This window comes from Sphingopyxis sp. PAMC25046, assembly GCF_004795895.1.
GTDB lineage: Bacteria > Pseudomonadota > Alphaproteobacteria > Sphingomonadales > Sphingomonadaceae > Sphingopyxis.
This window is the reverse complement of the sequence record NZ_CP039250.1, coordinates 735,475-762,306: the sequence shown is the minus strand read 5'-3', so window position 1 is coordinate 762,306 and position 26,832 is coordinate 735,475. Positions and strand designations below refer to the sequence as shown.

27 protein-coding genes are annotated in these 26,832 nt (G+C 66.7%); 18 read left to right on the top strand and 9 right to left on the bottom strand.

Annotated features, from left to right (window positions below):
- Window positions 1–156 precede the first annotated feature (156 nt).
- A complete protein-coding gene (locus E5675_RS03530; protein WP_136173366.1) occupies window positions 157–3,045 on the bottom strand; it encodes a M16 family metallopeptidase in 2,889 nt (962 codons plus the stop codon).
- 43 nt (window positions 3,046–3,088) lie between these two features.
- On the bottom strand, window positions 3,089–4,234 hold the full coding sequence (locus E5675_RS03525) for a diguanylate cyclase (protein ID WP_247594765.1): 1,146 nt from the start codon (window positions 4,232–4,234) through the stop codon (window positions 3,089–3,091).
- Window positions 4,235–4,405: 171 nt separating this feature from the next.
- Here E5675_RS03525 and E5675_RS03520 point away from each other — a divergent pair, with 171 nt between their 5' ends.
- A complete protein-coding gene (locus E5675_RS03520) occupies window positions 4,406–6,394 on the top strand; it encodes a lipoxygenase family protein (protein ID WP_136173365.1) in 1,989 nt (662 codons plus the stop codon).
- 50 nt (window positions 6,395–6,444) lie between these two features.
- On the opposite strand, the gene purC is transcribed toward E5675_RS03520, so the two are convergent.
- The gene (purC, locus tag E5675_RS03515; RefSeq protein ID WP_037553641.1) at window positions 6,445–7,224 is read right to left on the bottom strand and encodes a phosphoribosylaminoimidazolesuccinocarboxamide synthase; all 780 of its coding nucleotides are present in this window, start codon (window positions 7,222–7,224) and stop codon (window positions 6,445–6,447) included.
- Between the two features lie 238 nt (window positions 7,225–7,462).
- Between purC and E5675_RS03510 the strand changes: the two genes are divergently transcribed.
- Entirely contained in the window at window positions 7,463–8,386 is a 924-nt protein-coding gene (locus E5675_RS03510; RefSeq protein WP_136173364.1) for a crotonase/enoyl-CoA hydratase family protein, read from the top strand.
- A gap of 3 nt (window positions 8,387–8,389) precedes the next feature.
- Here E5675_RS03510 and E5675_RS03505 read toward each other — a convergent pair whose 3' ends face one another.
- The 5 genes from E5675_RS03505 to E5675_RS03485 are packed head-to-tail and all read right to left on the bottom strand — an operon-like array spanning window position 8,390 to window position 12,237.
- On the bottom strand, window positions 8,390–8,605 hold the full coding sequence (locus E5675_RS03505) for a hypothetical protein (RefSeq protein WP_136173363.1): 216 nt from the start codon (window positions 8,603–8,605) through the stop codon (window positions 8,390–8,392).
- 21 nt (window positions 8,606–8,626) lie between these two features.
- Entirely contained in the window at window positions 8,627–9,049 is a 423-nt protein-coding gene (locus E5675_RS03500; RefSeq protein WP_136173362.1) for an SRPBCC domain-containing protein, read from the bottom strand.
- Window positions 9,046–9,369, bottom strand: a complete 324-nt coding sequence (locus tag E5675_RS03495; protein ID WP_136173361.1) for a metalloregulator ArsR/SmtB family transcription factor — start codon at window positions 9,367–9,369, stop codon at window positions 9,046–9,048. The genes E5675_RS03500 and E5675_RS03495 overlap by 4 nt, the downstream gene beginning before the upstream one ends.
- A gap of 55 nt (window positions 9,370–9,424) precedes the next feature.
- Window positions 9,425–11,059: an alkaline phosphatase D family protein gene (locus E5675_RS03490; RefSeq protein WP_210727602.1), complete on the bottom strand. Its 1,635-nt coding sequence runs from the start codon at window positions 11,057–11,059 to the stop codon at window positions 9,425–9,427.
- Window positions 11,060–11,109: 50 nt separating this feature from the next.
- Entirely contained in the window at window positions 11,110–12,237 is a 1,128-nt protein-coding gene (locus tag E5675_RS03485; protein ID WP_136173360.1) for a DUF3667 domain-containing protein, read from the bottom strand.
- Window positions 12,238–12,316: 79 nt separating this feature from the next.
- Between E5675_RS03485 and E5675_RS03480 the strand changes: the two genes are divergently transcribed.
- The 9 genes from E5675_RS03480 (at window position 12,317) to E5675_RS03440 (ending at window position 19,677) form a co-directional block, all read left to right on the top strand.
- The gene (locus tag E5675_RS03480; RefSeq protein ID WP_136173359.1) at window positions 12,317–13,603 is read left to right on the top strand and encodes a glutamate-5-semialdehyde dehydrogenase; all 1,287 of its coding nucleotides are present in this window, start codon (window positions 12,317–12,319) and stop codon (window positions 13,601–13,603) included.
- Window positions 13,567–14,262, top strand: coding sequence for a nicotinate-nucleotide adenylyltransferase (locus tag E5675_RS03475; RefSeq protein ID WP_136173358.1), 696 nt, complete (start codon window positions 13,567–13,569; stop codon window positions 14,260–14,262). The genes E5675_RS03480 and E5675_RS03475 overlap by 37 nt, the downstream gene beginning before the upstream one ends.
- A complete protein-coding gene (gene rsfS, locus E5675_RS03470; RefSeq protein ID WP_136173357.1) occupies window positions 14,259–14,669 on the top strand; it encodes a ribosome silencing factor in 411 nt (136 codons plus the stop codon). Before E5675_RS03475 ends, rsfS begins: the two co-directional genes overlap by 4 nt.
- Before the next feature lie 145 nt (window positions 14,670–14,814).
- A complete protein-coding gene (locus tag E5675_RS03465; protein ID WP_136176314.1) occupies window positions 14,815–15,243 on the top strand; it encodes a 23S rRNA (pseudouridine(1915)-N(3))-methyltransferase RlmH in 429 nt (142 codons plus the stop codon).
- Window positions 15,240–16,457 carry a peptidoglycan DD-metalloendopeptidase family protein gene (locus tag E5675_RS03460; protein WP_136173356.1) on the top strand — a complete coding sequence of 406 codons (1,218 nt, stop codon included), beginning with the start codon at window positions 15,240–15,242 and terminating at the stop codon, window positions 16,455–16,457. The genes E5675_RS03465 and E5675_RS03460 overlap by 4 nt, the downstream gene beginning before the upstream one ends.
- A 133-nt stretch (window positions 16,458–16,590) precedes the next feature.
- Complete coding sequence (locus E5675_RS03455) at window positions 16,591–17,979, top strand: S41 family peptidase (protein ID WP_136173355.1); 1,389 nt, start codon at window positions 16,591–16,593, stop codon at window positions 17,977–17,979.
- A 13-nt stretch (window positions 17,980–17,992) separates the two neighbouring features.
- Window positions 17,993–18,475: a disulfide bond formation protein B gene (locus E5675_RS03450; RefSeq protein WP_136173354.1), complete on the top strand. Its 483-nt coding sequence runs from the start codon at window positions 17,993–17,995 to the stop codon at window positions 18,473–18,475.
- Complete coding sequence (locus E5675_RS03445; RefSeq protein ID WP_136173353.1) at window positions 18,472–18,987, top strand: demethoxyubiquinone hydroxylase family protein; 516 nt, start codon at window positions 18,472–18,474, stop codon at window positions 18,985–18,987. Before E5675_RS03450 ends, E5675_RS03445 begins: the two co-directional genes overlap by 4 nt.
- A gap of 81 nt (window positions 18,988–19,068) precedes the next feature.
- Window positions 19,069–19,677, top strand: a complete 609-nt coding sequence (locus E5675_RS03440) for a hypothetical protein (protein ID WP_136173352.1) — start codon at window positions 19,069–19,071, stop codon at window positions 19,675–19,677.
- A 9-nt stretch (window positions 19,678–19,686) separates the two neighbouring features.
- Here E5675_RS03440 and E5675_RS03435 read toward each other — a convergent pair whose 3' ends face one another.
- Window positions 19,687–20,949, bottom strand: a complete 1,263-nt coding sequence (locus E5675_RS03435; protein ID WP_136173351.1) for a SulP family inorganic anion transporter — start codon at window positions 20,947–20,949, stop codon at window positions 19,687–19,689.
- Window positions 20,950–21,314: 365 nt separating this feature from the next.
- On the opposite strand from E5675_RS03435, the gene E5675_RS03430 reads away from it, so the two are divergent.
- The 7 genes from E5675_RS03430 (at window position 21,315) to rplQ (ending at window position 26,639) form a co-directional block, all read left to right on the top strand.
- Window positions 21,315–21,635 (top strand): hypothetical protein, encoded by a 321-nt coding sequence (locus E5675_RS03430; RefSeq protein ID WP_247594764.1) that lies wholly within the window; start codon window positions 21,315–21,317, stop codon window positions 21,633–21,635.
- Between the two features lie 51 nt (window positions 21,636–21,686).
- Window positions 21,687–23,030 carry a metallopeptidase TldD-related protein gene (locus E5675_RS03425; RefSeq protein WP_136173349.1) on the top strand — a complete coding sequence of 448 codons (1,344 nt, stop codon included), beginning with the start codon at window positions 21,687–21,689 and terminating at the stop codon, window positions 23,028–23,030.
- A gap of 12 nt (window positions 23,031–23,042) precedes the next feature.
- Window positions 23,043–23,834, top strand: coding sequence for an inositol monophosphatase family protein (locus tag E5675_RS03420; RefSeq protein ID WP_136173348.1), 792 nt, complete (start codon window positions 23,043–23,045; stop codon window positions 23,832–23,834).
- Between the two features lie 201 nt (window positions 23,835–24,035).
- Window positions 24,036–24,404 (top strand): 30S ribosomal protein S13, encoded by a 369-nt coding sequence (rpsM, locus tag E5675_RS03415; RefSeq protein ID WP_037553668.1) that lies wholly within the window; start codon window positions 24,036–24,038, stop codon window positions 24,402–24,404.
- A 100-nt stretch (window positions 24,405–24,504) separates the two neighbouring features.
- Window positions 24,505–24,894 carry a 30S ribosomal protein S11 gene (gene rpsK / locus E5675_RS03410; RefSeq protein ID WP_003040416.1) on the top strand — a complete coding sequence of 130 codons (390 nt, stop codon included), beginning with the start codon at window positions 24,505–24,507 and terminating at the stop codon, window positions 24,892–24,894.
- A gap of 102 nt (window positions 24,895–24,996) precedes the next feature.
- Window positions 24,997–26,055, top strand: a complete 1,059-nt coding sequence (locus tag E5675_RS03405; protein ID WP_136173347.1) for a DNA-directed RNA polymerase subunit alpha — start codon at window positions 24,997–24,999, stop codon at window positions 26,053–26,055.
- A 161-nt stretch (window positions 26,056–26,216) separates the two neighbouring features.
- A complete protein-coding gene (rplQ, locus tag E5675_RS03400; protein ID WP_136173346.1) occupies window positions 26,217–26,639 on the top strand; it encodes a 50S ribosomal protein L17 in 423 nt (140 codons plus the stop codon).
- Window positions 26,640–26,832 lie beyond the last annotated feature (193 nt).

Here is a 26,832-nt window from a genome sequence, read left to right as displayed (position 1 = left end):
CCCGCCTTCGCGGGGCGACGGCTAGGTTCGATCGTTTTTAGACCTTCGTCATCCCGGACTTGATCCGGGATCCACTGCGGCGTCGAAGTCGTGGACCCCGGATCAAGTCCGGGGTGACGATGCAGGATAGGTCCGCAGCCGGCGGAACCCGGTCGATCAGGCCCCTGCCTTGTCGCTGACCGCCTTGATCACCAGCGCCTTATCATCGACGAGGTAGCGGCGCGCCAGCGCCTGAAGCTCGGCGGGGGTCGCCGCCTCGACTTCGGCTATCCCGTTGCGGCTGCGGTCGAGGCGGTCGGCGTGGGTCGCGGCTTCGGCGACATAGTTCAGCCAATAGCTGTTCTCGCGCCGCGCCTTGACCATCGCCTCGACGAGCGGCCGGCGCGCGCGGTCGATGAGGTCGGCATCGACGGGCTGGTCGCGCAGTTCCTTCGCGATCGCGAAGATCGCCGCGCGCGTCGTCGCGAGATCCTGATAATCGACGTTGCTCGCGGCGAAGAGATGGCCGTAGCCCGGAAATTCGTCCGACAGGCTCGCCGCCGCGCCGGGGCTGTAGCTTTCGCCGAGCCGCTCGCGCAGTTCCTCGGTGAGCTTGAGCTGCATCACGCGCGCGAGCAGATTGAGCCGCATCGCCTCGGCAAGATCGCTGTCGTCGCGCGCGGGCCAATAGACGCGCAGTTCGGCCTGTTCGGCCGGCCCCTTGTGGATCAGCGTGCGTTCGCTGCGGTCGGTCGCATATTGGCGAACGCGCGCCTCGGTCCGTGGATCGAAGGCGGCGCGCCGCTGGGGCAAGGCGCCGAAGGTCGCCGCGATCGCGTCGATCGCCGCCTGTTCGCCGATGTCGCCGACGACGCCGATTTCGATCGCGCCATGCGCGAAGCTGTCGGCGACCACGGGTTTGAGCTGCGCCCAGTCGAGCGCCATCACGCTTCCCAGCGGCGGGGTCTGCGACCGCGGATCGTCGTTCGCGAGAATGCCGCCTGCATCGCGGCCGAGCACTGCCGCCGGGGTCGCGTCGTTCGCGGCATATTGCTGCGGCAGCACGCGGCGGATCAGTGCGAGCCCGTCGGCGCGATAGCCGGGGTGCGTGATATAGGCGGCCATCAGCTTCGCCTGCAGCGCGAAATCCTCGGGCGAGGTCACCGCGCTGCCCCCAAAGCTGTCGGTGGCGTTGCCGAAAACCGGGCTGATCGTCTTGCCCGCGAGGATCGAGCGCAGCTCGTCATAGCTGTGCGCCTCGAGCCCGCCGAGCATCAGCGACCCCGCGAGCGACACCTTCGTCGGATCGTCCTTCGTCGCGAGCAGGTTGCCGCCGTCGACGCGCAGCGACAGCATGACCTTGTCCTTCTGGAAATCGGTGGTCTTGATGTTGAGCATCACATTGTTCGCGAAGCGGATGCGGCGGATATTGAGATCCTCGACGCGTTCGTCGCTGACGATTTTTCCGGGCGTGCCGAAATCATCATAAGCGAAGGCGGCATTCGCGGCCTCTGACGGCGGCGCGACCGCGATTTTGGCCGAAGCCTGAAGGTCGGCGAGGATCGCGGCGGTGCCGCCCTCGACCGGGATCTTCGTCGTCACGCGCGCGAGCGGCGGGCTGAGCCCCTCCATCCGCGCCCGAAAGGCGGCGGTGACCGCGGCGGCGTCGAGCGACGGCGCGGCCGCCTCGAACAGCGCCTGCGAAGTTTCGGGGCGCGTGAAAACGAAATCTCCCTCGGCCGCCGTGACCAGCGCGTCGGCGAGCGTCTCGCTGCGCCGCGTCGTCACGCCCGCCACGGCATTGCGGAAGGCGGTGCGGCGGATCGCGAGCTGCTCGTCGACCTCGGCCTCGGTGAAGCCATGCTCGACGGCGCGGCGCTGTTCCTGCTCGACGAGCGCCAACGCCTCTTTCCACGCGCCTTCCTTGGCGACCGCGCCGACGGTGACCTGATCGAAAATCCTCCACCCCTCGGCGTCGCTGAAATAGCCGGTGAGGATCGGCGAATCTTCCCGGAGCGCGATCTTCGCGAGCCGGCGGCTGACGATCGCCTCGCCGACATCCTCGGCGAGTTTGCGCGCGCGCTTCGCCCTGCTGTCGGGCTCGTCCACCCATGGCTTGAAGGCCGCGATCGTCACTGAATCCTGGATCGCGGGGTCGACAAAATCGTCGGCGGCGGCGGCGCGGCTGTAATCGACATTGCCGATATCGGGGTCGGCGCCCGCGGTGCCACGCCCCTGCCAGTCGGCAAAGCGCGCCTTGATCTTCGCCTCGACCGCCGCGGGATCGAAATCGCCGACCATCACCAGCGTCGCGCGTTCGGGACGGTAATAGCGCTCGTAAAGATCGCGGATACGCGACGCCGGCGCGGTCTTGATCACCTCTTCGGTCCCGACGGGGATGCGGCTCGCCACCGTCATCCCCTGCATCTGGAAGTCGAGCTGATCGATCAGGCTGCGCAGCTGATAGGTGTCGCGCGCGCGGCGTTCGGAGAGGATGATGCCGCGTTCGCGGTCGACCGCCGCCGGATCGATCGTCAGTTCGCTCGCGGTTTCGCGCATCAGCATCAGCCCGGTGTCGATCAGATCGTCGGAGGCGTTGGGCAGGTCGAGCTTGTAGACCGTCTCGTCGAAGCCGGTCGAGGCATTGGTGTCGGCGCCGAAGGCGAGGCCCTTGCGTTCGAGCAGCTTGATCATCTCCCCCTCGGGCACGTTGGTCGATCCGTTGAACGCCATATGTTCGAGGAAATGGGCGAGGCCGCGCTGGTCGTCGGCTTCGGCGAAGCTTCCGACGTCGAAGCGCATGCGGAGCACGACGCTGTCCTTGGGTGTGCTGTTTTTGAGCAGCGCATATTTCATCCCGTTCGGCAGCACGCCGAAGACGATGTTCGGGTCGACCGCAATGTCGCTGGCCGCGAAATTCCATGCCTTTGCCGCTGCGTCCTGCGGATTGACCGCTGCGGGCGCCGAGGCGGGAGCCTCTTTGGCATAGACTGGCGCAGTGCTGGCGATGAGGAGGACGAGGGGCGACAGCGCGGTTGCGGCGCGCCGGACGAGGTTTTTGGTCATGACCCCCGATGTGGCGGCCGCCCCGCGGGCGGTCAAGCCGTCGTCATGCGACCCGGCCGACGCTTTCGACAGACGACGTCGGGGGGCGACTGGCGGCCTTGGCGGCATAGAGCGCGCGGTCGGCGACTTCGAGCAATTGGCGGGCGCTGTCGCCATGTTCGGGCCAATAGGCGGTGCCGATGCCCGCCCCGACCCCGATCGAGCGCCCATCGATGCGGTAGGGCGCCGCCAGGGCGGCGAGAATATGGTCGGCGAGCGCGGTTCCGAGCAGTGGCGATCCGGCGGGCACGAGGATGGCGAATTCGTCGCCGCCCTGGCGTGCAACGATCGCGTGATGACCGCAGGCGCGGCGCAGGCGGTCGGCGAGCTCGCACAGAACCCCGTCGCCGATCGCGTGGCCGTGCCGGTCGTTGATCGGCTTGAACCCGTTGAGATCGAGCAGCGCGATCGCAAAGCGGCCGGCGCCGTCGGCCCGGGCGATCGCCTCGTCGAGCCTGAGGTCGAATTCGCGGCGATTGGCAAGGCCGGTGAGCGGGTCGGTATGCGCGAGCTCGCGCATCTGGCGCTGCAGTTCGAGAAGGTCGATCACCTGTCCGTGCTGCTGGACGACCATGCGCAGCAGGAACAGGGTCGCGATGACGAGACTGGTGCCCGCCGCAATTTCGGGCGGATTGCCCGAGGTCAGCATCAGCGCCGACACCGGCGCCAGCCCGACGCCGAGGTTGAGGAAGGTCGCGAAGCGGATCGAAGACAGGCAATAGGCGGTCGCGAGCGAGCCCATCGCCATGATCATCGCATAATAGCTGTGCGCCTCGGGCGGCGCGGCGAGCCAGTTGGTCACGGTCCACAGGCTGCACATCGCACCGGTGATGCCCGACACCCAGCTTGCCTCGCGAATGACGCGCCGCGCGCGGCGCGGGCTCATCCGGCGGCCACGATTGTGGCGCAGGAACAGGAAGCCGAGCACGCCGACAATGGCGAGGGTGACCGGAAAACCGATGCGGATCACCGGATGGACGGTATCGACCCCGGCGTAGATGGCGGTCGGCGTCGTCGCCGCGAGCATCAGGAACAGCATCGGCGTCAGCGTCTCGACGCGATTGGCGCGAAGAACGGCGATATCGTCCCGAATCGCGTCCGGAATCGGCGGAAAGAAGCGCGCCTGCAGCGTGTGAAAGACCCCCGTCATGGGGGCGGGATAGCAAGGCCGGGTAAAGCAGGGGTTAAGGAATGAAAGCCCGTCTTATCACGGCTCTAGGGACGTATCGGGGGCGGATAGCTTGCGAAATATTAACCATGTTCGCCGATACGCGCGGTCCCATAGTTTCTTACAAGTCTCGCGCCCGACAGGAGCCACGCCATGTCTTATCCGATGCCGCCGCTTGCCCCATCCAGCGCCGCGCCGGCGGTGCCGATGCCGTCCGCCGCGCCCACGTTGCCGCAGGACGACACGCCCGCCGAACAGGCCGCGCGCGCGGCGCAGCTGACCGCGACGCAGGCGATCTATACATGGACGACCGACGTCCCCACCCTGCCCGGCGTGCCGCTGGCGACGGCCGTTCCGCGAAATGACGAGCCGACGATCGCCTGGTTCGCGATCCTGATCGGCGTCGGGCTGGAGATCGTGCGCAACGCGCTGACGGTGAAGCTCGGCGGGGTCGATAAGGGCGAACTCGATAGCCCGCGCGCCGAATATGAGGCCGCGCTCGCCGAATGCGACGCGATCGAGGCCTCGACCGCCAAGATCGCGGCCGAGCATGGCGTCCACAGCGGCGGCAACATCTTCGAACGGATGATCGGCGACGTCCAGCAAGCCGTCGCCGCCGCCGAGCGCGACGCGCATGTCGCGTTGCTCAAGGGCTATAAGGAGCGGATCGAGGAGTTGATGAAGGTCGACGAAGCGCTCGGCCTCGGCAGCAAGACGGTGCGCAGCATCGAAGCCTATCGCGCGCTGTTCGCGACGCTGCCCGTCCCGGGGATCTCCTATATGTTCGAGGGCGATGCCGAGTTCGCGCGGCTGCGCGTGCAGGGGCCGAACTGCATGCTGATTGCTGCGGTCGGCGGCGCCCTGCCCGCCAACTTCCCGCTGAGCGCCGCCCAATATGCCGCGGTCGTGAACGGCGACACGCTGGCGGCCGCGCTCGCCGACGGTCGGCTGTTCCTGCTCGATTACAAGCCGCTCGAAGTCCTCGACCCAGGCACCTATGGGAGCCTCGCCAAATATGCCTGGCAGCCGATGGCGCTGTTCGCGGTCCCGCCGGGCGGATCGTCGCTCGTGCCGGTCGCGATCCAGTGCGGGCAGGACCCCGCCGACTGGCCGATCTTCACCCCCTCGCCCGCCGCCGACAAGCTTTGGGGCTGGGAAATGGCGAAGTTCGTCGTCGAGGTCGCCGACGGCAATTATCACGAGCTGTTCACGCACCTCGCGCGGACGCATCTGGTGATCGAGGCGTTCGCGGTCGCGACGCACCGCCATCTTGCCGAAGTCCATCCGGTCTGGGCGCTGCTCGTCCCGCATTTCGAGGGCACGCTCTTCATCAACGAAGCGGCGGCGACCTCGCTGATCGCAGCGAACGGCCCGATCGACCATATTTTCGCGGGCACGATCGCATCGAGCCAGCTCGCCGCGGTCGACGCGCGGCTCGCGTTCGATTTCTATGGCAAGATGCCGCACGCCGATTTCGCCGCGCGCGGCGTCGGCGTCGATTCAGCGCTCGCCGACTATCCCTACCGCGACGACGCGCTGCTCGTGTGGGATGCGATCCACGAATGGGCGCGGCAATATATCGACCTATATTATGCGCATGACGCCGACGTTGTCGCCGACACCGAACTTGGCGCATGGGCGGCGTGCCTTGCCGGCGCGGCGAAGATCAGGGGCTTCGGCCCCGTAACGACGCGCAAGCAGCTTGCCGACGTGTGCGCGATGGTGATGTTCACCGCGAGCGCGCAGCACGCCGCGGTCAATTTTCCGCAAAAGGACATCATGGCCTTTGCCCCCGCGATTACCGGCGCGGGCTGGCAGGCGGCGCCGAACGGCCAGCGCGGGCACGACAAGGCCGGCTGGCTCGCGATGATGCCGCCGATGGCGCTCGCGCTCGAACAATTGAATGTGCTCGAACTGCTGGGGTCGGTGCACTACCGCCCGCTCGGCGACTATCGCAGCAACGCCTTTCCCTATCCGCTATGGTTTCAGGACCCGCGGGTGACGGGAGCGGAGGGGCCGCTGGCATGGTTTCAGGCGGCGCTTGCGGGCGTCGAGGCGGAGATCGTGCGGCGCAACGCCGGGCGGATGCAGCCCTATCCCTATCTGCAGCCGAGCCTGATCCCGACGAGCATCAATATTTAGAGAACCCCGTCGCCCCCGCCTTCGCGGGGGCGACGGTCTATCAAGCAGCCTCAGCTGCCCTTTTTCTTGCGGTGGCTTTCGAGGTCGAGCACCGCATTCTCGCCGCCTTCGGGCATCAGCCCCAGCCGGCGCGCGACTTCCTGATAGGCTTCGACCTCGCCGCCGAGGTCGCGGCGGAAGCGGTCTTTGTCGAGCTTTTCGTTCGTCGTCATGTCCCACAGACGGCAGCCGTCGGGGCTGATTTCGTCGGCGAGGATGATGCGGCTGAAGTCGCCCTCGTAAAGGCGGCCGAACTCGAGCTTGAAGTCGACGAGGCGAATGCCGACCGCGGCGAACATACCCGACATGAAGTCGTTGATGCGGATCGCCATGTCCTGAATGTCGTGAAGCTCGTCCTGGCTGCACCAGTTGAAGCAGGCGATATGCTCCTCGGCGACGAGCGGATCGCCGAGCGCGTCGTCCTTGTAGCAATATTCGATCAGGGTGCGGGGAAGCTGCGTCCCCTCCTCGATCCCGAGCCGCTTCGACAGCGTGCCCGCGGCGACGTTGCGCACGATCACCTCGATCGGCACGATCTCGACCTGGCGGATCAGCTGTTCGCGCATGTTGAGGCGGCGGATGAAGTGCGTCGGCACGCCGATATTGCCGAGCAGCGTGAAGACATGCTCCGAAATCCGGTTGTTGAGCACGCCCTTGCCGTTGATCGTCCCGCGCTTCTGCGCGTTGAACGCGGTCGCATCATCCTTGAAATATTGGATGAGCGTGCCCGGTTCGGGGCCTTCGTAAAGGATCTTGGCTTTGCCTTCGTAGATCTGGCGGCGGCGGGCCATGGGCGCAAACTTTCTGTCGGAACCAAATGAATGACCCCGGCAAAGCGACTCATAGGCGAGCGCGGCACCGGGGTGGTCGGCGGCCTATAGCGACAAAGCGAGGGCGCGTCATCCCCGGGTTGAAAGCGATCCTCCCTGTCGGGCAGCGATGGGGAGGATCTTTCTTTACGTTTACGTAAAGTGCTTGCACTCGACGCCGTCGCTTGCAACGCTGCGACCAAAACCAAGGAGAGAGAAGATGAGCTTCGACCAGATTCGCCTCGACAAGCATGAGGGCATCGCGCTGCTGACGCTGTACCGGCCCGACCGGATGAACGCCTTTACCGGCGAGATGATGCTCGAGATCATCGCCGCGCTCGAAGAGTGCGACGCCGACGATAGCGTGCGCGCGGTCATCTTCACCGGTCATGGCGACAAGGCCTATTGCGCGGGCGCCGACCTCGGCGGCGGCGCCGCGACCTTCGATTACGACAAGCGCAGCGACAAGCTGGCGATGCTACCCGAAGGCATGTCAGCAAGCCCGGTCGCCGAGGACGGCTCGATCGACTGGTCGCACCCGCTGATCCGCGACGGCGGCGGGCGCGTGTCGATGCGTATCTTCGAGGCGAAAAAGCCCGTGCTCGGCGCGATCAACGGCGCGGCGGTCGGGATCGGCGCGACGATGACGCTACCGATGGACGCGCGGCTGGCGAGCGACACTGCGCGCTACGGGTTCGTCTTCGCGCGCCGCGGGATCGTGCCCGAAGCCGCCTCGAGCTGGTTCCTGCCGCGCCTTGTCGGCATCGCGAACGCGGTCGATCTTTGCTATTCGGGGCGCCTGATTTCCGCCGCCGAAGCGAAGAAAAAAGGCCTCGTCCAGTCGGTCCACGCGCCGGGCGAGCTGATCGACGCCGCGATCGCCAAGGCGCGCGAAATGACCGCCGACAGCGCCCCGGTGTCGGTCGCGCTGACACGACATATGCTGTGGCGGATGATGGGCGCCGCCCATCCGATGAGCGCACACCGCTGGGACAGCCGCGTGATCTTTTCGCGCGGCCGCAGCCCCGACGCCGCCGAGGGCGTGACGAGCTTCCTCGAAAAGCGCGCGCCCAATTTCACCGCGAGCGTCGCGAACGATTATCCTTCGTTCGACGAGTTCGAGGACGCGCCGCCCTATAGCTGAGCGTCAGCCCGCCGCGCCGCCGTGCTTCCTGAAATAAGGCCGGAAAAACATGTAGAGGCCCGAGAATATCAGCAGGAAGAGCGGCGGCAGCGGTAGATAATAGACCCATTCGGGCGGCTGCTGGCCGATGCCGAGCATCACGAAAATGGCGAGGACGATCGCCGAAAAGAGGATCGATACCCAGCGGTGAAACCGCCGGATCCAAAGGCTCCAGTTCATAATCTTCTCCCTGTCTGACGGTCAGTCGAGCGTCGCCACGACCTTCTCGAGATTTTCGAGGTGGATCTTCCAGCCGCCCTTGGCACCGCCGAACGCCTGTTTCTGATCGGGGCGGAAGCCGGTCTGTTCCATGCGCAGCAAGGTGCCGGCCGCGGTGGGTTCGAGCGTGAAGGTGACGGTGCTTTCAAGGCGGTAAGCAGGATCGTCGTGCGCGTGGTTCCATGAATAGGACAGGCTCCGCCCCGGATCGACGTCGAGAATCTCGCAGTCGACATGGCCCCAGTCGCCGCGCATCTGGAACCGGTGACCGAGGTCGAGGCCGAAGTCGTTCTTCATCAGCCATTCCTCGATCAGATGCTGCGTCGTCAGCGCGCGCCAGATCTTTTCGGGCGGGTGCGGAATCTCGCGCTCCACAGTCACGCTGCGCACATCGCTATCGGTCATTGATCCATCCTTTTGAGCAAATCTTCGAGATCGTCGAACCGCGCTTCCCAAAAGCGGCTCATGCGCCCCGTCCAGTCGACGAGCGGCGCGAGCGCGCGTTGCTGCGCGCTGTAATGCGTCTGGCGGCCTTCGTGCCGATCGCGCACCAGCCCCGCCTGTTTGAGAATGCCGAGATGCTTCGACACCGCGGGCTGCGAAATGCCGGCTTCGGCGGTGAGCGCACCGACCGTCTGCTCGCCTTCGAGACAAATCCGCTCGAACAGCGCGCGCCGCGTCGGATCGGCGAGCGCCCTGAACAGCTGGTCGGGTGACGACGTCATTTAATCCATAACTCCATAGCTATGGATTTTTCATAACCATCGAGTTATGAATGTGTCAAGCGTCGTATTTCCTGCGCCCGCGCGTCGCAGTCATGCTGTGCGTGCCTTTGAGCCCAGGCGTATGGCTGTGAATCGTTTCGACGCTGTGCCAGCTCGCGGTCACCCGCTCACGCGTCAGTTGCACCGTCACATAGCCGCGATCCGCGGTGTTCGCCCATTTGAGCTGCGGCGACACCGCGCGCAGCGCAGACACGCGCGCGGCGTCCGAAATGCCGGGCGTATAGGCCTCGAAGCCCGGCGAGGTGACGCTGTGGCCCGCGATCTCGACCCCAGCGGGGCGGCGATCGTGCGTCAGGTCGAACGCCCAGGCGTTGTGGCTGTCGCCCGACAAGGTGACCAGATCGGCATCGGCGCGCTGCGCCGCCGCGAGCAGGCGGCCGCGCGCCGCGGGATAACCGTCCCAGCTGTCCATGTTGAGCGGCAGGCCGGCCTTGGCTGCGAGTTGCGCCGTCTCGACGCGGCGGCGGACAGTATCGGGCTGGTCGGCGCCGAACCAGCCCCGCGATTCGGGCGGGGTGAACAGGCTGCCCATCACGATCTGCTGCGCGCAGACTTGCCAGCGCGTGCCGCTCTTCACCGATTGCGCCAATCCGTCGAACAGCCATCGTTCCTGATCGGCGCCCAGCAATTGGCGTGCCGGGTCGCGATAATCGCTTTCGGCGAATTGCTTCAGCGCCGCCGCGGGGTCGGCCTTGCCCTCCAATATCTCGCCGAGCTGAAAAGGGCGGTCGCGGGCGGTAATGCGCGTTTCGGGCAGGAAAATCGTCGCGAGGTCGCCCGCCTGATAATGGCGCCAGCGCGTTTCGGCGACGGGCATCCATTCGCGATAGGCGCACTCGGCCGCCGCTTCGCGAACGCGCCAGTCGCCCTCGCCTTCGTTGTGATTTTCGGCGCCGCCTTTCCACACGTCATTCGCGAACTCATGATCGTCCCACTGCGCGATCATCGGGAACAGCGCATGGAGGCGCTGGAGATCGGGGTCGGCGCGATAGGCGGCGTAGCGGAGCCGATAGTCGGCGAGGCTCACCATCTCGTGCGTCGGCTGGATTTCGCGGCCGGGCAGCGCATCCTTCAGCGAGGGATATTCGCCGACGCGATATTCGTAGAGATAATCGCCGACATGCGCGACGAGGTCGATATCGTTCCGCGCCGCGGCATGGGCATAGGCGTTGAACCAGCCGAAGGGCAGGTTCGAACAGGAGAAGAGCGCGATGGTGAAGGCGCTCGTCGGCCCGGCGGGCAGTGTGCGCGTGCGGCCGGTGACCGACTTCGTCCCGTCGGGCGCGACGAAGCGGTAGAAATACCAGCGGCCGGGTTCGAGCCCATCGATGGCGATTTTCGCGGTGTGATCGCGATCGCCCGTCGCGGTGACGCTGCCGCCCGCCGCGATGCGCGCGAAGTCGGCGCTTTCGGACAGCTCGACGGTCAGCGCCGTGTCGCTTGCCGCGGCATAGCGCGTCCACAGCAGCACCGAATTGGCGCCGGGTTCGCCGCTCGCAACGCCGTGGGTAAAGCCCCGCGCCATCGCGGCGGCCGCGGCGCCGGGCAAGGAAAGCGCGGCGAGCCCCGCGGTGCCGAGCTTGATGAGCAGACGGCGATCGATTTCGTGCCACAATGGATGCACTTGCATGTCCTCCCGCATCGCCGGGTTTGTGGCCGGTCTTTGTTACAGCTTCACCTCTAGCCGCTGATCCCGAGCGCAAGCAGCAGCAGCATGAACCAGATCACCGCAAACAGGCTGAAAAAGAGCAGCAGGTTGGCGCGCACGAACGCGCCGAACCGCGACGAGCGATAGGCGCCGCGCAACTGGCGATACATGTGGAAAGGCACATAGAGCATCGCGAAAAAGATCGCGAGATCGCCGAAGATCGTCAGGTTCAAAAGCCGCACGACCACGAACAGCAGCAGCATGAACGAAATCGAGTAAGTGACGAAGACGAAATGGTCATAAGTATGGAATCGGCGGCTGAACGGATAGAGCAACCACATGAAGGGCAGTGACAGCGGGATCAGCGCCCAGGCGAATTTATAGGCGTTGGCCTGGAGCTTGTAGAGCAGCAGCCCGGGGTTCGCGATCGCCTTTGCGGCCGCCTCGTCGATGGCGGGGATACCCGTATCGACCTTTGTTCGCGTCACGAAATCCACGCTCGTCATCACCTGCTCTGCGGGATCGTCCAGAACCGGTGGCCCCCTCTCGCGTTCCTCCCGCGTCATGCGCCGCTCGACGCCAAGATAGTCGGCGCTTTTCAAAAGCGTTTCGCGTTCCTGCTTCAGCTGCTCTCGTTCGGCCGCGGACAAGTCTTTCAGCGCCAACCGCGCATCGACCCGGTCGATTTCTTCCTCGAAACTGACCTTGAGCGCGTTCGATTGCGTTTGCGCCGCCGCCTCCTTCGCGATCACCTCGCCGAAGCCGCCGCCGCTGCCGACCATCGCGAGCACGGCATAGGTCAGGAATACCGCGAACAGGAATAAAGCGAGCGGCGAAATGAAGCGCGCGCGTTCGCCATGGATGTAGCGCCGCGTCAGGTCGCCCGGCCGCCACGCCAGCAGCGGCAACGTGTTCCAGATCTTGCCTTCGAAGTGGAAGATCGCGTGAACGAGGTCGTGTCCGATCGCGCCGAAGCTGCGGTGGACGTCGGCGCGCTGTCCGCAATGGTGGCAATGCGGGCCCTTCAGGCTGGTACCGCAATTGAGGCAGCGCGGCGGCGCGTGGCCGTGCGCTTTGCCCTCGCCATGCCGCGATTCGACCGCGCGCGCCGCGAGGCCCGCGGTTACCGCGCTGCCGATACCCTCGATATCCCCTGTCATGGCGCCATGCCTAAAGATGCCGGGCGCGAGGCGCAACGGGGCTTTCGAGAGTCGGGCGAAACATGGTAGTGGCCGCGCCATGAACGCCGAAGCCCTGACCGCCCCGCCCCTGCCCGGCGACGCTGCCGCCCTGATCGCCGACATGGGCGCGCGCGCGCGTGCCGCCGCGAAACGGGTCGCGCTGACGCCGACCGCCGATAAGGCGGCGGCGCTGGTCGCGGCGGCGGCGACGATCCGCGCGCAAGCCGCGCACATCCTCGCCGCCAATGAAGAGGATATGGCGGCCGGGCAGAAAAACGGCCTGTCGGGCGCGATGCTCGACCGGCTGCGGCTCGACGAGGGTCGCCTTGGCGCGATCGCCCATGCGATCGACGATGTTGCGAAGCTCCCCGATCCGTCGGGCGCCGAGATCGACCGCGTGACCCGCCCCAACGGCCTGGTGCTGAGCCGCGTGCGCGTGCCCCTGGGCGTCGTCGGCATCATCTATGAAAGCCGCCCGAATGTGACCGCCGATGCGGCGGCGCTAGGGCTGATGTCGGGCAATGCCGTGATCCTGCGCGGCGGAAGCGAAGCGGTGCATTCGAACCGCGCCATTCACGCGGCCTTCGCGGCGGGGCTGGTCGAAGCGGGCCTCTCCTCCGATGCGGTGCAGCTCGTCCCGACGCAGGACCGCGTCGCGGTCGGCGCGATGCTGCGCGCGCAGGGGCTGATCGACATCATCATCCCGCGCGGCGGCAAGGGCCTTGTCGCGCGCGTGCAGGACGAGGCGCGCGTGCCCGTGCTCGCGCATCTCGACGGGATCAATCATCTCTATATCGACGGTGCGGCCGATCCCCAAAAGGCGGTGGCGCTGGCGGTGAATGCCAAGATGCGCCGTACCGGCGTCTGCGGCGCGACCGAGACGATCCTGATCGATCGCGCCTATCCCGCCCCGCTCGCGATTGTCGACGCGCTGATCGCCGCGGGCTGCGAAGTCCGCGGCGACAAGGACATCGCGGCGCTGAGCCCGCACGTCGAGACTGCGGCAACCGGCGACTGGGACTGCGAATATCTCGACGCGATCGTCTCGGTCGCACTGGTCGACGGGCTCGCAGGGGCGCTTTCGCATATCGACGCGCATTCGAGCCGCCACACCGACGCGATCGTCACCGAGGACGCCGCAACCGCCGAACGCTTCCTTACCGGGGTCGACAGCGCGATCGTCATGCACAATGCCTCGACGCAGTTCGCCGACGGCGGCGAATTCGGCCTCGGCGCCGAAATCGGCATCGCGACGGGGCGCCTCCACGCGCGCGGCCCCGTCGCGCTCGAAGGGCTGACGACGTACAAATGGCTCGTGCGCGGGACGGGGCAGGTCCGGCCCTGAACCGGAAAATCCCCACCGGCCTCCTCGGCGGCAGCTTCAATCCCGCGCATGGCGGGCATCGCGCGATCAGCCTCAATGTGATCGAGGCGCTGGGGCTCGACGAGCTGTGGTGGCTCGTCTCGCCCGGCAATCCTTTGAAGCCGAAGGCGGGCATGGCCCCACTCCCCGCCCGGCTCGGTTCGGCGCGGCGGATGGCGCGGCGGTCGCCGATCCGCGCGACCGCGATCGAGGCCGAGCTCGGCACGCGCTATACGGTCGATACGCTCAAAAGGCTCGTCCGGCGTTACCCGAACCGCCGGTTCATCTGGATCATGGGCGCCGACAATCTGGTTCAGCTGCCCCAATGGCGCGACTGGCGGGAGATCGCGCGATTGATGCCGATTGCGGTTGTCGCGCGTCCGGGCTATAACGACCGCGCCCATGCAAGACGTGCGATGGGATGGCTGCGGCGTTTTGTCCGGCCCGCAGACCAGAAAAGCCATTGGACAGACTGGAGACCGCCCGCCCTCGTGTTCTTGCGATTTTCGCCCGATGTGCGATCCGCGACTGCGATACGGCAGGCCAACCCCCGCTGGTTCGAACGCTATGAAGGCCGCGCGATGCGCGACCCGCTGACGCGTTCATGGCTGGTGGAACCGACCGAGAAAGGACGCATTTGATCTCCGCCGACAAGGGTGACGCGCCCGGCGCCGCACCCGCCCCGACGTCTTCGGACGACAGCGTGGACTCGCTCCACGCGCTGATTCTCCACCAGCTGGACGAGGATCAGGCCCAGGAAACCATCTCCATCCCGCTTGCCGGCAAGAGCAGCATCGCCGACCATATGGTGATCGCGAGCGGCCGTTCGACGCGCCACGTCTCGGCGATCGCCGAGAAGCTGGCGCAGCGGATCAAGCAGGAAGCGGGCCGCAGCGTTCGCGTCGAGGGCCTGCCCAATGCCGATTGGGTGCTGATCGATGCGGGCGACGTCATCGTCCACCTGTTCCGCCCCGAGGTGCGCAGCTTCTACAACCTCGAGCGCATGTGGTCGTTCGGCGATGCGCCGCCGGTCGCCGCAGCGAATTGACGTTTTTGTTCTGTTCGGCCTAGAGCCCGAACAGAAGCGGCACCAGCCCGCTCCCCTACCCGGCCTCCCATAGGCTACTATCGTCGGGGAGGCCGGGCGGGGGAGCGGGCTGGTGCCGCTTTCACCAAAGGTGAACGAAAACGCTATGTTGCTGCACATCATCGCGCGCGGGCGCATCGGGCGCGGGCCCGAGGCCGAACTGGTCGAGCGCTATATGAAGCGCGTGACCTGGGCGCAGAAGATTTCGGAACTTCCCGACACCGGCGGGCGGATGCCCGCCGCGGCCGACAATAGCCGCACCATCCTGCTCGACGAGGGCGGCGAGCAGATGTCGTCGCTCGAATTCGCAAGGCTCCTCGAAAAGTGGCGCGACGGCGGGGTGCGCGAGGCGCGTTTCTGCCTCGGTGCCGCCGACGGCTTCACCCCCGAGGAGCGCGAGGGCGCCGACAAGATTATCGCCTTCGGTCGCGCCACCTGGCCGCATCTGATGGCACGCGCGATGCTCGCCGAACAATTGTGGCGCGCGACGAGCATCGTCGCCGGCCACCCCTATCACCGCGAAGGCCGCCAATGAGACGCGTGCTCGCGGGGCTTGCGGCGACCGCCGTCTTCGCAGGCGGCGCGCTCGCGCTGGCGCAGAGCGATATTTTCGACCCCGCCGCCATCGCGACGCGCGAGCGCGAACAGCTTATCGACGCGAAGCAGCAATCGGCGGCGGCGATGGCGCGGAGCGCGCTGCTCGAAAAACAGGCGGAAGCCGCGAGCAGCGAGGCCGACCGGCTCAAGAAGCAGAGCGCCGCGCTCGCCGCGCGCATCCAGTCGGCCGAGGCCGACATCAGCGCGGGCGAGGCGCGCGTCGCGCTCGTCAACCGCCGCCTCGCGGGCCAGCGTGCGCGGCTCGCCGAGCAACAGCAACCCTTGCTCGAACTCGCCGCCTCGCTCCAGCAATTGAGCCGTCAGCCGCCGGTCAGCGTCCTCGCGCAGCCGGGCTCGCTGTCCGACATGATCCACGCGCGCGCGGTGATCGACGCCGCGATGCCCGTGATCGAACGGCGCACCGCGGGCGTCCGCCGCGAGCTGACCGCGCTCGACACAACGCGGCGGCAGCAGGCGATCGCACTGAAGGCGCTGTCGACGAGCAAGGCGCAGCTCGCGCGTCGCCGCGACGCGCTCACCCGGCTCGAAAACGAAGGCCGGCTGCGCTCGCGCGAGCTGATGAGTAGCGCGCAGCTCGAGGCCGACCGCGCGCTGGGGCTCGGCGAGAAGGCGCGCGACATCGTCGAACTGATGGATTCGCTCGAAGCCGACGGCGCGGTCCGCGCCCAACTCGCTGAGCTCGCCGGGCCGATCCCGCGCCCCCGCAACCCCGAAGCGAGCGTAACCGGAAGCGCCGCGCCGCCCGCCACCGCAGAGGCCGAGCTGACCCGAGGCGCCTATCGCCTGCCCGTCGTCGGGCGCATCGTCGCCGGGCTTGGCGAGGTCAATGAAAGCGGCGTGCGATCGCGCGGGATCACGATCGCCGCGCGTCCCGGCGGACAGGTCGTCGCTCCCGCACCCGGCCGCGTCGGCTTCGCCGGCGATTATCGCGGCTATGGCAAGATCGTCATCATCGACCATGGCGGCGGCTGGGTCTCGCTGCTTACCGGTATGATCGCGCTGTCGGTGGGGGTCGGCGATACGGTCGATGCCGGCGCCCCGGTCGGCCGCGCGGGATCGGACGACAGCCGCATCACCGTCGAACTTCGCCGCGCGGGCCGTCCGGTCGACGTCGTCGCGATGATCGGCTGATCGTGCGGTTCATCGCCCGTTCGGCCGCTGTCCCGCAGAGGGATGCACCGCTTGACCCCCACAGATTTGCGTAGGATGATGGCGCGCCGGGGATTATAAGGCGAAATTGCTCTCGCCCGAGTGAAAGATGGAAATGACCGACTCGACCAAGACCGCCGCTTCTCCGAAACGCCGCTTCGCCTTGTGGCAGGGCGCCGCCGCGCTTTCGACGCTGGCTCTCGTCCCGCTCGCGACCGGCGCGATGGCGACCGTCGATTCGAAGACGCAGGAAGAAATCGCGCGCTTCATGGACGTCTATCTCGAAGTGAAATCGAATTATGTCGAGCCGGTCGAGGATTCGAAGCTGATCGAAGGCGCGATCAACGGCATGCTCGCCAGCCTCGATCCGCATTCGGGCTATCTCGACGCACGCGGCTTTTCGAACCTCAGAACCCAGACCGACGGCGAATATGGCGGGCTGGGCCTGTCGGTGACGATGGAGGACGGCGTCGTCAAGGTGATCGCGCCGACCGCCGATACGCCCGCCGACAAGGCGGGGATCAAGGCGGGCGATTATATCACCCATATCAACAAGGAACTGATCTTCGGCATGACGCTCGACGAAGCGGTCGAGCAGATGCGCGGCCGCCCCGGCACGCAGATCGAGGTGACCGTCGTGCGCGAAGGCCAGGACAAGCCGATCGAGATGACGCTGACGCGCGAGATCATCGATCTGAAACCCGTGAAATGGGAAGTCAGCGGCGACGTCGGCGTGCTCACCGTCACCAATTTCTCGGCCGACGCGACCGCCGACCTCAAGGCGGCGATGATGGCGGTCGAAAAGTCGCTGGGCAAGAAGCCGCGCGGCTGGATCCTCGACCTGCGCTCGAACCCCGGCGGCCTGCTCGACGAAGCCGTCGGGATCAGCGACCTGTTCCTCGAACGCGGCGAGATCGTCTCGCAGCGCGGCCGCAAGAAGGGCGACATCGAACGCTATTTCGCCGAACCGGGCGACGCCGCCGGCGGCGCGCCGGTGATCGTGCTGATCGATTCGGGATCGGCCTCAGCCTCCGAGATCGTCGCGGGCGCGCTGCAGGATCAGCATCGCGCGGTCGTGATGGGCGAACGCAGCTTCGGCAAGGGATCGGTGCAGACGGTGCTGCCGCTGACCGACACCACCGCGCTCCGCCTGACCACCGCGCGTTATTACACGCCGTCGGGTCGCAGCGTGCAGGAAGGCGGGATCGACCCCGACATCCAGGTGCCGCAGCTCAGCGACCCCGATTACGCCTCGCGGCCCAAATTCCGGGAAAGCGACCTGCGCCGTCACCTAATCAACGAGAAGAAGGTCGACGACGGCCTGCTCGAAAAGGATGAAAAGGCCGATCCGCGCTTCACCGCGACCGCGGCCGAGCTCAAAGAAAAGGGCATCGAGGATTTCCAGCTCCATTATGCGCTGCAGACGATCGGGCGGATCGGACCGGGCACGGCGCGCATGGCGCAGGCCGGCAAACCCGGCGCCAAGCCCGCGCGCCGCAACTGAGGGCGTTTCGGACATGCTGACATCGCGCCTCGCCGCGCCCATCGTCGCGTTCGCGGCACCGCTCCTCCTCTATGGCGGGGCGCTCGTGTCTCAATATGGCTTTGGCCTTCATCCGTGCGAGATGTGCTATTGGCAGCGCTGGCCGCATCAGGCGGCGATCCTGCTGGCGCTCGCCGCGCTGCTGCTTCGCCGGAACGACAAGGCGATGCGCGCGCTCACCTTGCTCGCCGCGATCGCGATCGCGGTCAGCGGCGCGATCGGCGTCTTCCACGCCGGGGTCGAATATGGATTCTGGGAAGGCGTCACGACATGCGCGACCGGCGCCGGCGGCCCCGTCACGCTCGATTCGATCATGAACGCGCCGCTGATCCGCTGCGACGCGGTGCAATGGTCGCTGTTCGGCATCTCGCTCGCGGGCTTCAACGCGATCTTCTCCTTCGCCGCCGCCGTGCTCGTCTTGACCTTACTGCGGCGCGGGCGCACATCGGCGGCATGACCAATAAGCGCACCGCATCGATGATCCGCGTCGACCAAGCGGGCGAATATGGCGCGACGCGCATCTACGCGGGCCAGCTCGCGGTGATGGGCGACCGCCACCCGATGGCGCGCGAGATCGCGCATATGGCCGAACAGGAGGAGCGACACCGCAAGTTCTTCGACGCGATGATCGCGCGACGCGGCGTGCGCCCGACCGCTCTCCAGCCGGTCTGGAACGTCGCGGGCTTCGCGCTCGGCGCGGTGACCGCCGCGATGGGGCCGCGCGCGGCGATGGCGTGCACCGCCGCGGTCGAGACCGAGATCGACCGCCATTATCAGCATCAGCTGAACGAACTCGGCGACCGCGACCCCGAACTCAGCGCCGCTGTCGAGGATTTCCGCGCCGAAGAGCTCGAACATAAGGAAGCCGCGCTGAAGGCGGGCGCCGAAAGCGCGCCGGGATACCCGATCCTCAGCCTGGCGATTCGCGCGGGTTGCCGTGCAGCCATCGCGCTGTCGAAACGTATCTGATACAGAAAAAGCCCCCGCGTCGTTCATGACCGATGCAGGGTCGCGGTGCCACGCCGCGTCAAATTGACAAAGGAAGATCCGATGACCCGCCTCCCCCTGTTCGCGCTGATCCTCGCCGGCAGCGCCGCCGCCCTGCCCGCCGCCGCACAGGAAGCCACGGTCGACGCCGAAAAGATCAATCAGGTCATCGTCTACGGCAACGACAAGTGCGAACAGTCGAGCCCCGACGAAATCGTCGTCTGTAATCGCCTGCCCGAAACCGAACGCTATCGCGTGCCCGAGATGCTGCGCGGCAACCCGCTCGATCCGCGCAACGAAGCCTGGGCGAACAAGGTCGTCGCTCTCGAACGCGTCGGCCGCTTCGGCACCGACAGCTGCTCGCCGACCGGCCTCGGCGGCTTCACGGGCTGTACGCAGGCGCTGCTCGCGGGCGCGCGCGCCGAACGACGCGCCGCCGACAAGACCGACTGGCAGGCGATGATCGCCGACGAGCGCGCCAAGCGCCTGGCGGGTATCGACGCCGCGGCCGAAGAGGTGGAGGCGGCGGTCGTAGCCGAAGAGCGCGCGCTCGCCGAACGGCAGAAGGCGGCCGAGGATCTCGAGCGGCAGGCGAACGGCGAGGCTCCGGCCGCGCCGACCGCCCCCGACGAAGCCGATACCGAGCCGCTGCCGGTCCCGCCGCAGCCCTAGGGCCGGAAGCTAGTGCTCACGCGGGGTCCAGCGCCCCGCGCCGCGCCCTTTCCGCCAGCGCAGGATGAAACCGAGCGCCACGCCAGTACCGATCGCGATCGTCAGGTCGGCGAATACCGTCAGCAGCAAGGTAATGAGCAACAGGATGAGCTCGTCCCGCGGCAGCGCCGCATGCTCGCGCCATTTTTCGGGTTCCGCCATATTATAGGCGGTCACCAGCAGCACCGCTGCCAGCGCGGGCAGCGCGAGCGCACCCGCGAGTCCTCCGGCAGCGAGCACGACGATCAGGATTACCGCCGCATGGACCATGCCCGCGACCGGCGTGCGCCCGCCCGCGCGGACGTTGGTCGCTGTGCGCGCGATCGCGCCGGTGACCGGCAGTCCGCCGAACAGCGGCGTCACGACATTGGCATAGCCCTGCGCGAGCAGCTCGGCGCTGGGGCGGTGGCGGCCGTCGAACATGCGGTCGGCGACGATCGCCGACAACAGCGATTCGACGCCCGCCAGAAAGGCGATCGTGATCGCGGACGGAAGCAAGGCGACGATCCGCTCCGGCGTCACATCGGGCCAGTGGGGAGCAGGAAATCCGGTCGGCAACGCACCAAAACGCGAACCGACCGTATCGACCGGCAGGTGGAACAGGAGAACCGCGAACGAAGCCGCGCCGACGGCAATCACCAGCACCGGCCAGCGCGGACGCCAGCGACGCAGCAGCAGGATGGCGGCGACCGTCGCCGCGGTTATCCCCAGCGCCGCAAAGCTGAGCGTGGCGCGCGCCGCCCACAGCGCCTCCAGTTTCGGAAGCATGGCGGCGGGAACCTTTCCCGCCGACAGGCCGAGCGCGTCCTGAAACTGGCTGGCGGCGATGATCACTGCGATGCCGATAGTGAAGCCGTCGATCACCGGTTCGGGGACCAGCGCGATCAGCCGGCCGGCGCGGAAGAAGCCGGCGACGATCAGCAGGATGCCCGCCATAATCGTCGCGACGATCAGCCCGTCCATGCCATGATCCTGAATTACGCCATAGACGACGACGATGAACGCGCCGGTCGGCCCGCCGATCTGCACCCGGCTGCCGCTGGTTGCTGAAATGACGAAGCCACCGACGATCGCGGTAACCAGTCCCACAAACGGCGTGCTGCCCGATGCGATGGCAATCGCGATGCAGAGCGGCAAGGCAACAAGCGCAACGCTGACCCCGGCCAGCGCATCGGCGCGAAAGAGCGGCCAGCTATAATCGGTTGCCGTATCGAGCAATTTGGGCCGGCGCATCGCGTCTCCGTCGATCGAGGGAACGCGATGGCGCTACGCCGCGGCCCGCGGCGCGGTCAAGCCCGCCGTTTCCGTTCGGCTGAGGGTATTTTCCACCCCTACCGTCGTGCCGGACGGATCAAAGAGGGCCAGATTCGCAATGATTCTAGCGGCCCGACGCGATTTTGTTGTGAATCCGCGCCGAACCGAGTGCAAAAATTAACGAATCGCTGGCAAGCTGTCTTGACTTAGGAATTTTTGGGGCAAAACGTGCGGTTCTGGGAATCGCCAGCCTAGGGGGCTGTAACATGGCATCAGCATTCGGACCGCGCCTGTGGAGGCGCACGGCAGTCAGCGTGCCGCCGGCACGAAGCCTCGGTCGCCGAATGACATGGCATGCCGCCGCCGCCCTCATCGCCTTCGCCGCGCTGCAGATCTGGCTCGTGATGAGCGTGGTCGCCGCCGGCGCGCCATCCGCCTTCATCGTCGTCGCGCTGGTCATGCTGCTCGCGCTCGCGCTTCCCGTCGCGCGCTCGACCGAACGCCACTGGTATCGTCTGAGCCGTCAGGCGCTCGCGAGTTGGGGCCTGCACGCGCGCTTCCGCCGTGACGTTCGCCGCCTGTGGTTCGCCGCGCTGACGCTGCCCTTCCTGTGGATCAGCGGCGCGATCGCCGCGACCGACGCGATCGCGGCGATCACCGGCTGATCGCCCGCAGCCAGGTTTGACGCTAGCCCGCGCGCCGTATAGGGCGCGGCAATGCTGACCGTTTCCGAAGCTCTCGATCGCGCGCGCATGCTGTGCGACGCCGCGACCCAGGCCGGCGCCGACGCCGCCGATGCCCTTTATTATTGCAACGCCGCGACCTCGGTCTCGATGCGGCTCGGCGCGCTCGAGGATGTCGAGCGGTCGGAGGGGCAGGATATTTCGCTGCGCGTCTTCGTGGGGCAGCGGAGCGCGAGCGTGTCCACCGCCGACATGGACGCGGGCGAGCTTGCGAAGCTCGTGACCCGCTGCGTCGCCATGGCGCGCGAGGCGCCCGAGGATCCCTATGCCGGGCTCGCGCCTGAAGAATTGCTGTTCAAGGGGCCCGTGCCCGATCTCGACCTCGACGACGGCAGCGACGCCGATCCCCAGTCCTTGCGCGAAGCCGCGCTGATGGTCGAGGAAGCGGCGCGTGCTGTCGCGGGGGTCACCAACAGCGAAGGCGGCAGCGCGAGCCACAGCCGCACGCGCTTCGCGCTCGCGACCAGCCACGGCTTTGCCGGCGGATACGGATCGAGCGGCCACAGCCTGTCGGCGAGCGTCATCGCAGGCGAAGGCGCGGCGATGCAGCGCGATTACGGATGGCACAGCGCGCACCATCTGTCAGATCTCGAAAGCGCAGCCGACATCGGGATACGCGCCGGCACGCGCGCGGTCGCGCGGTTGAATCCGGGCAAGGCGCCGACGGGCAAGCTTCCGGTGCTGCTCGACCCGCGGATCAGCAGCAGCATCGTCGGCCATCTGCTCGGCGCTATCGCCGGTCCCGCGATCGCGCGCGGGACGAGCTTTCTGCTCGGCAAGGAAGAGGCGATGCTGTTCGACAGCGGCATCGTCATCCGCGACGAGCCGCATCGGCCGCGCGGCCTGCGCAGCCGCGCCTTCGACGGCGAGGGCCTGCCGACCGCGGCGCGCGACATCGTGGCCGACGGCAGGATCACCGGCTGGTTGCTCGACACCGCGTCGGCGAAACAGCTCGGCCTGACGCCGACCGGCCACGCGAGCCGCGGCGGCGGCGCCTCCGGGGTCGGCGCGAGCAACTTGCACCTCGCTGCGGGCGGTGCGACGCCGGCAGCGCTGATGGAGGGCATATCCGAGGGCGTCTATATCACCGAGCTGATCGGCCAGGGGGTCAATCCGGTGACCGGCGATTACAGCCGCGGCGCCTCGGGTTTCCTGATCAGGGACGGCGCGCTCGCGGGGCCGATCGCCGAATTCACGATCGCGGGCAATCTGATCGACATGTTCGCCGCGCTCACTCCGGCGAACGACCTTGAATTCCGCCACGGCACCAATGCGCCGACGCTGCGCATCGACGGCATGACCGTCGCGAGCAGCTAAAAGGACGGCAGGATGCCCGCGCGCAACCTCGAAGCGATGATCGCCGCAACGCGCGAGGTCGGCGACATGGCGATGGCGCGCTGGCGGGGCGAGGGCAAGGCGGTCGACGTGTGGCACAAGTCGCACGACAACCCGGTGAGCGACGTCGACCTAGCGGTCGACGCGCGGCTCAAAGCCGTGCTCGGCGCGATGGTGCCCGAAGCGGGGTGGCTGTCCGAGGAAACCGCCGACAATGAAGACCGGCTTGCGTGTCGCGCCATGTGGTGCGTCGACCCGATCGACGGCACGCGCGACTTCATCCGCGGCCGTCCGGGCTGGTGCGTGTCGGTCGCGCTCGTCGTCGACGGCACCCCCGAACTCGGCGTGCTCTATGCTCCCGCGCTCGACGAGCTGTGGGTCGCGCAAAAGGGCAAGGGCGCGACGCTCAACGGCGAAGCGCTGCGCGCCAGCCGCCGCATGATCTTCGACGGGTCGCGCGTGCCCGCCGACAGCCTGCCCAGGATCGACCGCGACCTGATCATGGTGACCAAGCCGAACAGTATTGCGCTCCGCATGGCGCTCGTCGCCGACGACCGCGCCGACCTCGTCGCGACGCTGCGCTGGGGATTCGAGTGGGACGTCGCGGCGGCGGCGCTGATCGCGGCCGAGGCGGGCGCGGCGGTCACCGATGCCTTTGGCGAGCCGCTGAGGTTCAACACGCCGCGCGCGCAGGCCTTTGGCGTCATCGCCTGCGCTCCCGGGATTCATCGGGCGGTCGTCTCGCGCTTGAACGATCGCGCGGTAGCGCTTACATCCCGTTCGTGATCGCATCTTCGGACAAGCCATTCACCGCAGTCTGCTTGACTTTCGGGGCGACTCACCCTAACTGCTCGGACATTCCGACAGCCTGACCGGACGGCGAAGCGTCTTCGTGCGCATCGTGGTCCGTTTTTTGCGTTGGAAATTCAGACGCTTTGAGATGGGGCCGATTGCCAGCGCGCCCTGTGGAGCAGGAGAAAGTTACCAATGGCACGTATCGCGGGCGTCAACCTGCCCACCAACAAGCGCGTTATCATCGCGCTCACCTATATCCACGGCATCGGTCGCAAGACCGCCGTCGACATCGCCGACAAGCTGGGCATCGACCACAGCCGCCGCGTTCAGGACCTGTCGGACGCCGAAGTCCTGCAGATCCGCGAAACGCTGGACGCCGACCACACGGTCGAGGGCGACCTGCGCCGCAACACGGCGATGAACATCAAGCGCCTGATGGACCTCGCCTGCTATCGCGGCCTGCGTCATCGCAAGGGCCTTCCCGTCCGCGGCCAGCGCACGCACACCAATGCGCGCACCCGCAAGGGCAAGGCAAAGCCGATCGCCGGTAAGAAGAAGTAAGGTCGAGCGCGTCCCTGTTGGCGCGCTTCCTTATTTCCCCAGCCGGGGCAGCTTCGACAGCCAGCCACCGGCCATTCAGGATTTAGGTTAGGATTTCATCATGGCTCGTGAACCGCAGCGCCTTCGTCGGCGCGAACGCAAGAATATCTCGTCGGGTGTGGCCCACGTCAACGCGACCTTCAACAACACGATGATCACCATCACCGACGCGCAGGGCAATGCAATCGCATGGTCGAGCGCCGGCATGATGGGCTTCAAGGGCAGCCGCAAGTCGACCCCTTACGCGGCGCAGGTTTGCGCCGAAGACGCGGGCAAAAAGGCCGCCGAACATGGCGTCCGTACCCTCGAAGTCGAAGTCAAGGGCCCCGGTGCCGGCCGTGAATCGGCGCTGCGCGCGCTGCAGGCGGTCGGTTTTCACATCACGTCGATCCGCGACGTGACGCCGATCCCGCACAATGGCGTCCGCCCGGCCAAGCGCCGCCGCGTCTGACGTCTTTTCGGGCGCGCCCCAGCCGGGGCGCCGCCCGCATAAAACTCCTCGCTGGACAGGTGGCCGACCCCCGCCCGTCCCGCCCAAAGCAAAGGGAAATCCATGACTGTCAATATCCGGAACTGGCAGGAATTGAAGAAGCCCAGCAACCTGGAAATCAAGGCTGGCAGCGACGGCAAGCGCAAGGCGACCTTCGTCGCCGAGCCGCTCGAGCGCGGTTTCGGCCTGACGCTCGGCAACGCGCTGCGCCGCGTGCTGCTCTCGTCGCTCCAGGGTGCGGCAATCACGTCGATCAAGATCGAGAACGTCCTCCACGAATTCTCGAGCCTCGCCGGCGTGCGTGAAGACGTCACCGACATCGTACTCAACGTGAAACAGATCGCGCTCAAGATGGAAGGCGAAGGCCCGAAGCGGCTCCAGCTTTCGGCGACCGGTCCCGCGACCGTCAAGGCCGGCGACATCATGGTGTCGGGCGACATCAAGGTGATGAACCCGAACCATGTCATCTGCCACCTCGACGATGGCGCGACGCTGAACATGGAACTCGTTGCCGACACCGGCAAGGGTTATGTCCCCGCGACCGCCAACCGTCCGGTCGACGCGCCGATCGGCCTGATCCCGGTCGACTCGCTCTACTCGCCCGTGCGTCAGGTCGCCTACAAGGTCGACAATGCGCGCATCGGTCAGGAACTGGACTATGACAAGCTGAACCTCACCGTCGAAACCGACGGCACGGTGACCCCCGAAGATGCCGTCGCCTATGCCGCGCGCATCCTTCAGGACCAGCTCCAGGTCTTCGTCCACTTCGAAGAGGCGATGAACGACAGCGGCCTCATCGGCATGGCGGCACCGTCGACCACCGCCGACGAGTCGGACGTCAACCAGCTCAACCGTTTCCTTCTGAAGAAGGTCGACGAGCTCGAACTGTCGGTCCGCTCGGCGAACTGCCTCAAGAACGACAACATCATCTATATCGGTGACCTCGTTCAGAAGACCGAAGCCGAAATGCTCCGCACGCCGAACTTCGGCCGCAAGTCCTTGAACGAAATCAAGGAAGTGTTGTCGTCGATGGGCCTGCGCCTCGGCATGGACATCCCCGGCTGGCCGCCGGAGAATATCGAGGAAATGGCCAAGAAGCTCGAACAGGAACTTCTCGGATAACAGCGCGTCGCCCCCGCGAAGGCGGGGGCCGCTTGCTGCCTTGCGCTATGCTTCCAGCGGCCCCCGCCTTCGCGGGGGCGACGGGGCGGGGAAGGGTCGGCCCGCAATCGACCTGGTCTGGGCTACCTCACACGGGCCCTTAACGAACGAAGGAAAGAAACATGCGTCATAAATCGGGTGGCCGGAAGCTTCAGCGCACGAGCGCGCATCGCACGGCCCTGTTCCGCAACATGTCGGCTTCGCTCATCAAGCATGAGCAGATCACGACGACCGTCGCCAAGGCGAAGGAACTGCGCCCCTATGTCGAAAAGCTGGTGACGCTGGCGAAGCGCGGTGGCCTTGCCAACCGCCGCCTCGCGAACAGCCGCCTGCTGGACGACACGCAGCTCAAGAAGCTGTTCGACGTCCTCGCCGAGCGCTACAAGGACCGCAACGGCGGCTATACCCGCATCATCAAGGCCGGTATCCGCGCCTCGGACGCGGCACCGATGGCCGTCATCGAATTCGTCGACCGCGACGTCGACGCCAAGGGCCAGGATTCGGGTCCGGTCGAACAGTTTGACGAGGATATGGCCGAAGCCTGAGCTTCGTCTCTTCGCCAATGGATCAAGGGCGGCGTCCAAAAGGACAGCCGCCCTTTTTCATGCGATGTGGCCGGTTTCGGGATGGGGAACGGTGGTCGCTGGTGACGATGAACTAGGGGTCCGTTCCTGGTCGCTGCTCTCTCCCGATCCCGACAAACTGTTCCGTTATCGGACATAATCACCTCTAAACCGT

What these genes read in the sequence shown, in the direction of transcription:
- E5675_RS03530 (WP_136173366.1), bottom strand. Translation starts at nt 3,045, where the DNA reads ATGACCAAAAACCTCGTCCGGCGCGCCGCAACCGCGCTGTCGCCCCTC.
- E5675_RS03525 (WP_247594765.1), bottom strand. Translation starts at nt 4,234, where the DNA reads ATGACGGGGGTCTTTCACACGCTGCAGGCGCGCTTCTTTCCGCCGATT.
- E5675_RS03520 (WP_136173365.1), top strand. Translation starts at nt 4,406, where the DNA reads ATGTCTTATCCGATGCCGCCGCTTGCCCCATCCAGCGCCGCGCCGGCG.
- purC (WP_037553641.1), bottom strand. Translation starts at nt 7,224, where the DNA reads ATGGCCCGCCGCCGCCAGATCTACGAAGGCAAAGCCAAGATCCTTTAC.
- E5675_RS03510 (WP_136173364.1), top strand. Translation starts at nt 7,463, where the DNA reads ATGAGCTTCGACCAGATTCGCCTCGACAAGCATGAGGGCATCGCGCTG.
- E5675_RS03505 (WP_136173363.1), bottom strand. Translation starts at nt 8,605, where the DNA reads ATGAACTGGAGCCTTTGGATCCGGCGGTTTCACCGCTGGGTATCGATC.
- E5675_RS03500 (WP_136173362.1), bottom strand. Translation starts at nt 9,049, where the DNA reads ATGACCGATAGCGATGTGCGCAGCGTGACTGTGGAGCGCGAGATTCCG.
- E5675_RS03495 (WP_136173361.1), bottom strand. Translation starts at nt 9,369, where the DNA reads ATGACGTCGTCACCCGACCAGCTGTTCAGGGCGCTCGCCGATCCGACG.
- E5675_RS03490 (WP_210727602.1), bottom strand. Translation starts at nt 11,059, where the DNA reads ATGCAAGTGCATCCATTGTGGCACGAAATCGATCGCCGTCTGCTCATC.
- E5675_RS03485 (WP_136173360.1), bottom strand. Translation starts at nt 12,237, where the DNA reads ATGACAGGGGATATCGAGGGTATCGGCAGCGCGGTAACCGCGGGCCTC.
- E5675_RS03480 (WP_136173359.1), top strand. Translation starts at nt 12,317, where the DNA reads ATGAACGCCGAAGCCCTGACCGCCCCGCCCCTGCCCGGCGACGCTGCC.
- E5675_RS03475 (WP_136173358.1), top strand. Translation starts at nt 13,567, where the DNA reads ATGGCTCGTGCGCGGGACGGGGCAGGTCCGGCCCTGAACCGGAAAATC.
- E5675_RS03465 (WP_136176314.1), top strand. Translation starts at nt 14,815, where the DNA reads ATGTTGCTGCACATCATCGCGCGCGGGCGCATCGGGCGCGGGCCCGAG.
- E5675_RS03460 (WP_136173356.1), top strand. Translation starts at nt 15,240, where the DNA reads ATGAGACGCGTGCTCGCGGGGCTTGCGGCGACCGCCGTCTTCGCAGGC.
- E5675_RS03455 (WP_136173355.1), top strand. Translation starts at nt 16,591, where the DNA reads ATGACCGACTCGACCAAGACCGCCGCTTCTCCGAAACGCCGCTTCGCC.
- E5675_RS03450 (WP_136173354.1), top strand. Translation starts at nt 17,993, where the DNA reads ATGCTGACATCGCGCCTCGCCGCGCCCATCGTCGCGTTCGCGGCACCG.
- E5675_RS03445 (WP_136173353.1), top strand. Translation starts at nt 18,472, where the DNA reads ATGACCAATAAGCGCACCGCATCGATGATCCGCGTCGACCAAGCGGGC.
- E5675_RS03440 (WP_136173352.1), top strand. Translation starts at nt 19,069, where the DNA reads ATGACCCGCCTCCCCCTGTTCGCGCTGATCCTCGCCGGCAGCGCCGCC.
- E5675_RS03435 (WP_136173351.1), bottom strand. Translation starts at nt 20,949, where the DNA reads ATGCGCCGGCCCAAATTGCTCGATACGGCAACCGATTATAGCTGGCCG.
- E5675_RS03430 (WP_247594764.1), top strand. Translation starts at nt 21,315, where the DNA reads ATGACATGGCATGCCGCCGCCGCCCTCATCGCCTTCGCCGCGCTGCAG.
- E5675_RS03425 (WP_136173349.1), top strand. Translation starts at nt 21,687, where the DNA reads ATGCTGACCGTTTCCGAAGCTCTCGATCGCGCGCGCATGCTGTGCGAC.
- E5675_RS03420 (WP_136173348.1), top strand. Translation starts at nt 23,043, where the DNA reads ATGCCCGCGCGCAACCTCGAAGCGATGATCGCCGCAACGCGCGAGGTC.
- rpsM (WP_037553668.1), top strand. Translation starts at nt 24,036, where the DNA reads ATGGCACGTATCGCGGGCGTCAACCTGCCCACCAACAAGCGCGTTATC.
- rpsK (WP_003040416.1), top strand. Translation starts at nt 24,505, where the DNA reads ATGGCTCGTGAACCGCAGCGCCTTCGTCGGCGCGAACGCAAGAATATC.
- E5675_RS03405 (WP_136173347.1), top strand. Translation starts at nt 24,997, where the DNA reads ATGACTGTCAATATCCGGAACTGGCAGGAATTGAAGAAGCCCAGCAAC.
- rplQ (WP_136173346.1), top strand. Translation starts at nt 26,217, where the DNA reads ATGCGTCATAAATCGGGTGGCCGGAAGCTTCAGCGCACGAGCGCGCAT.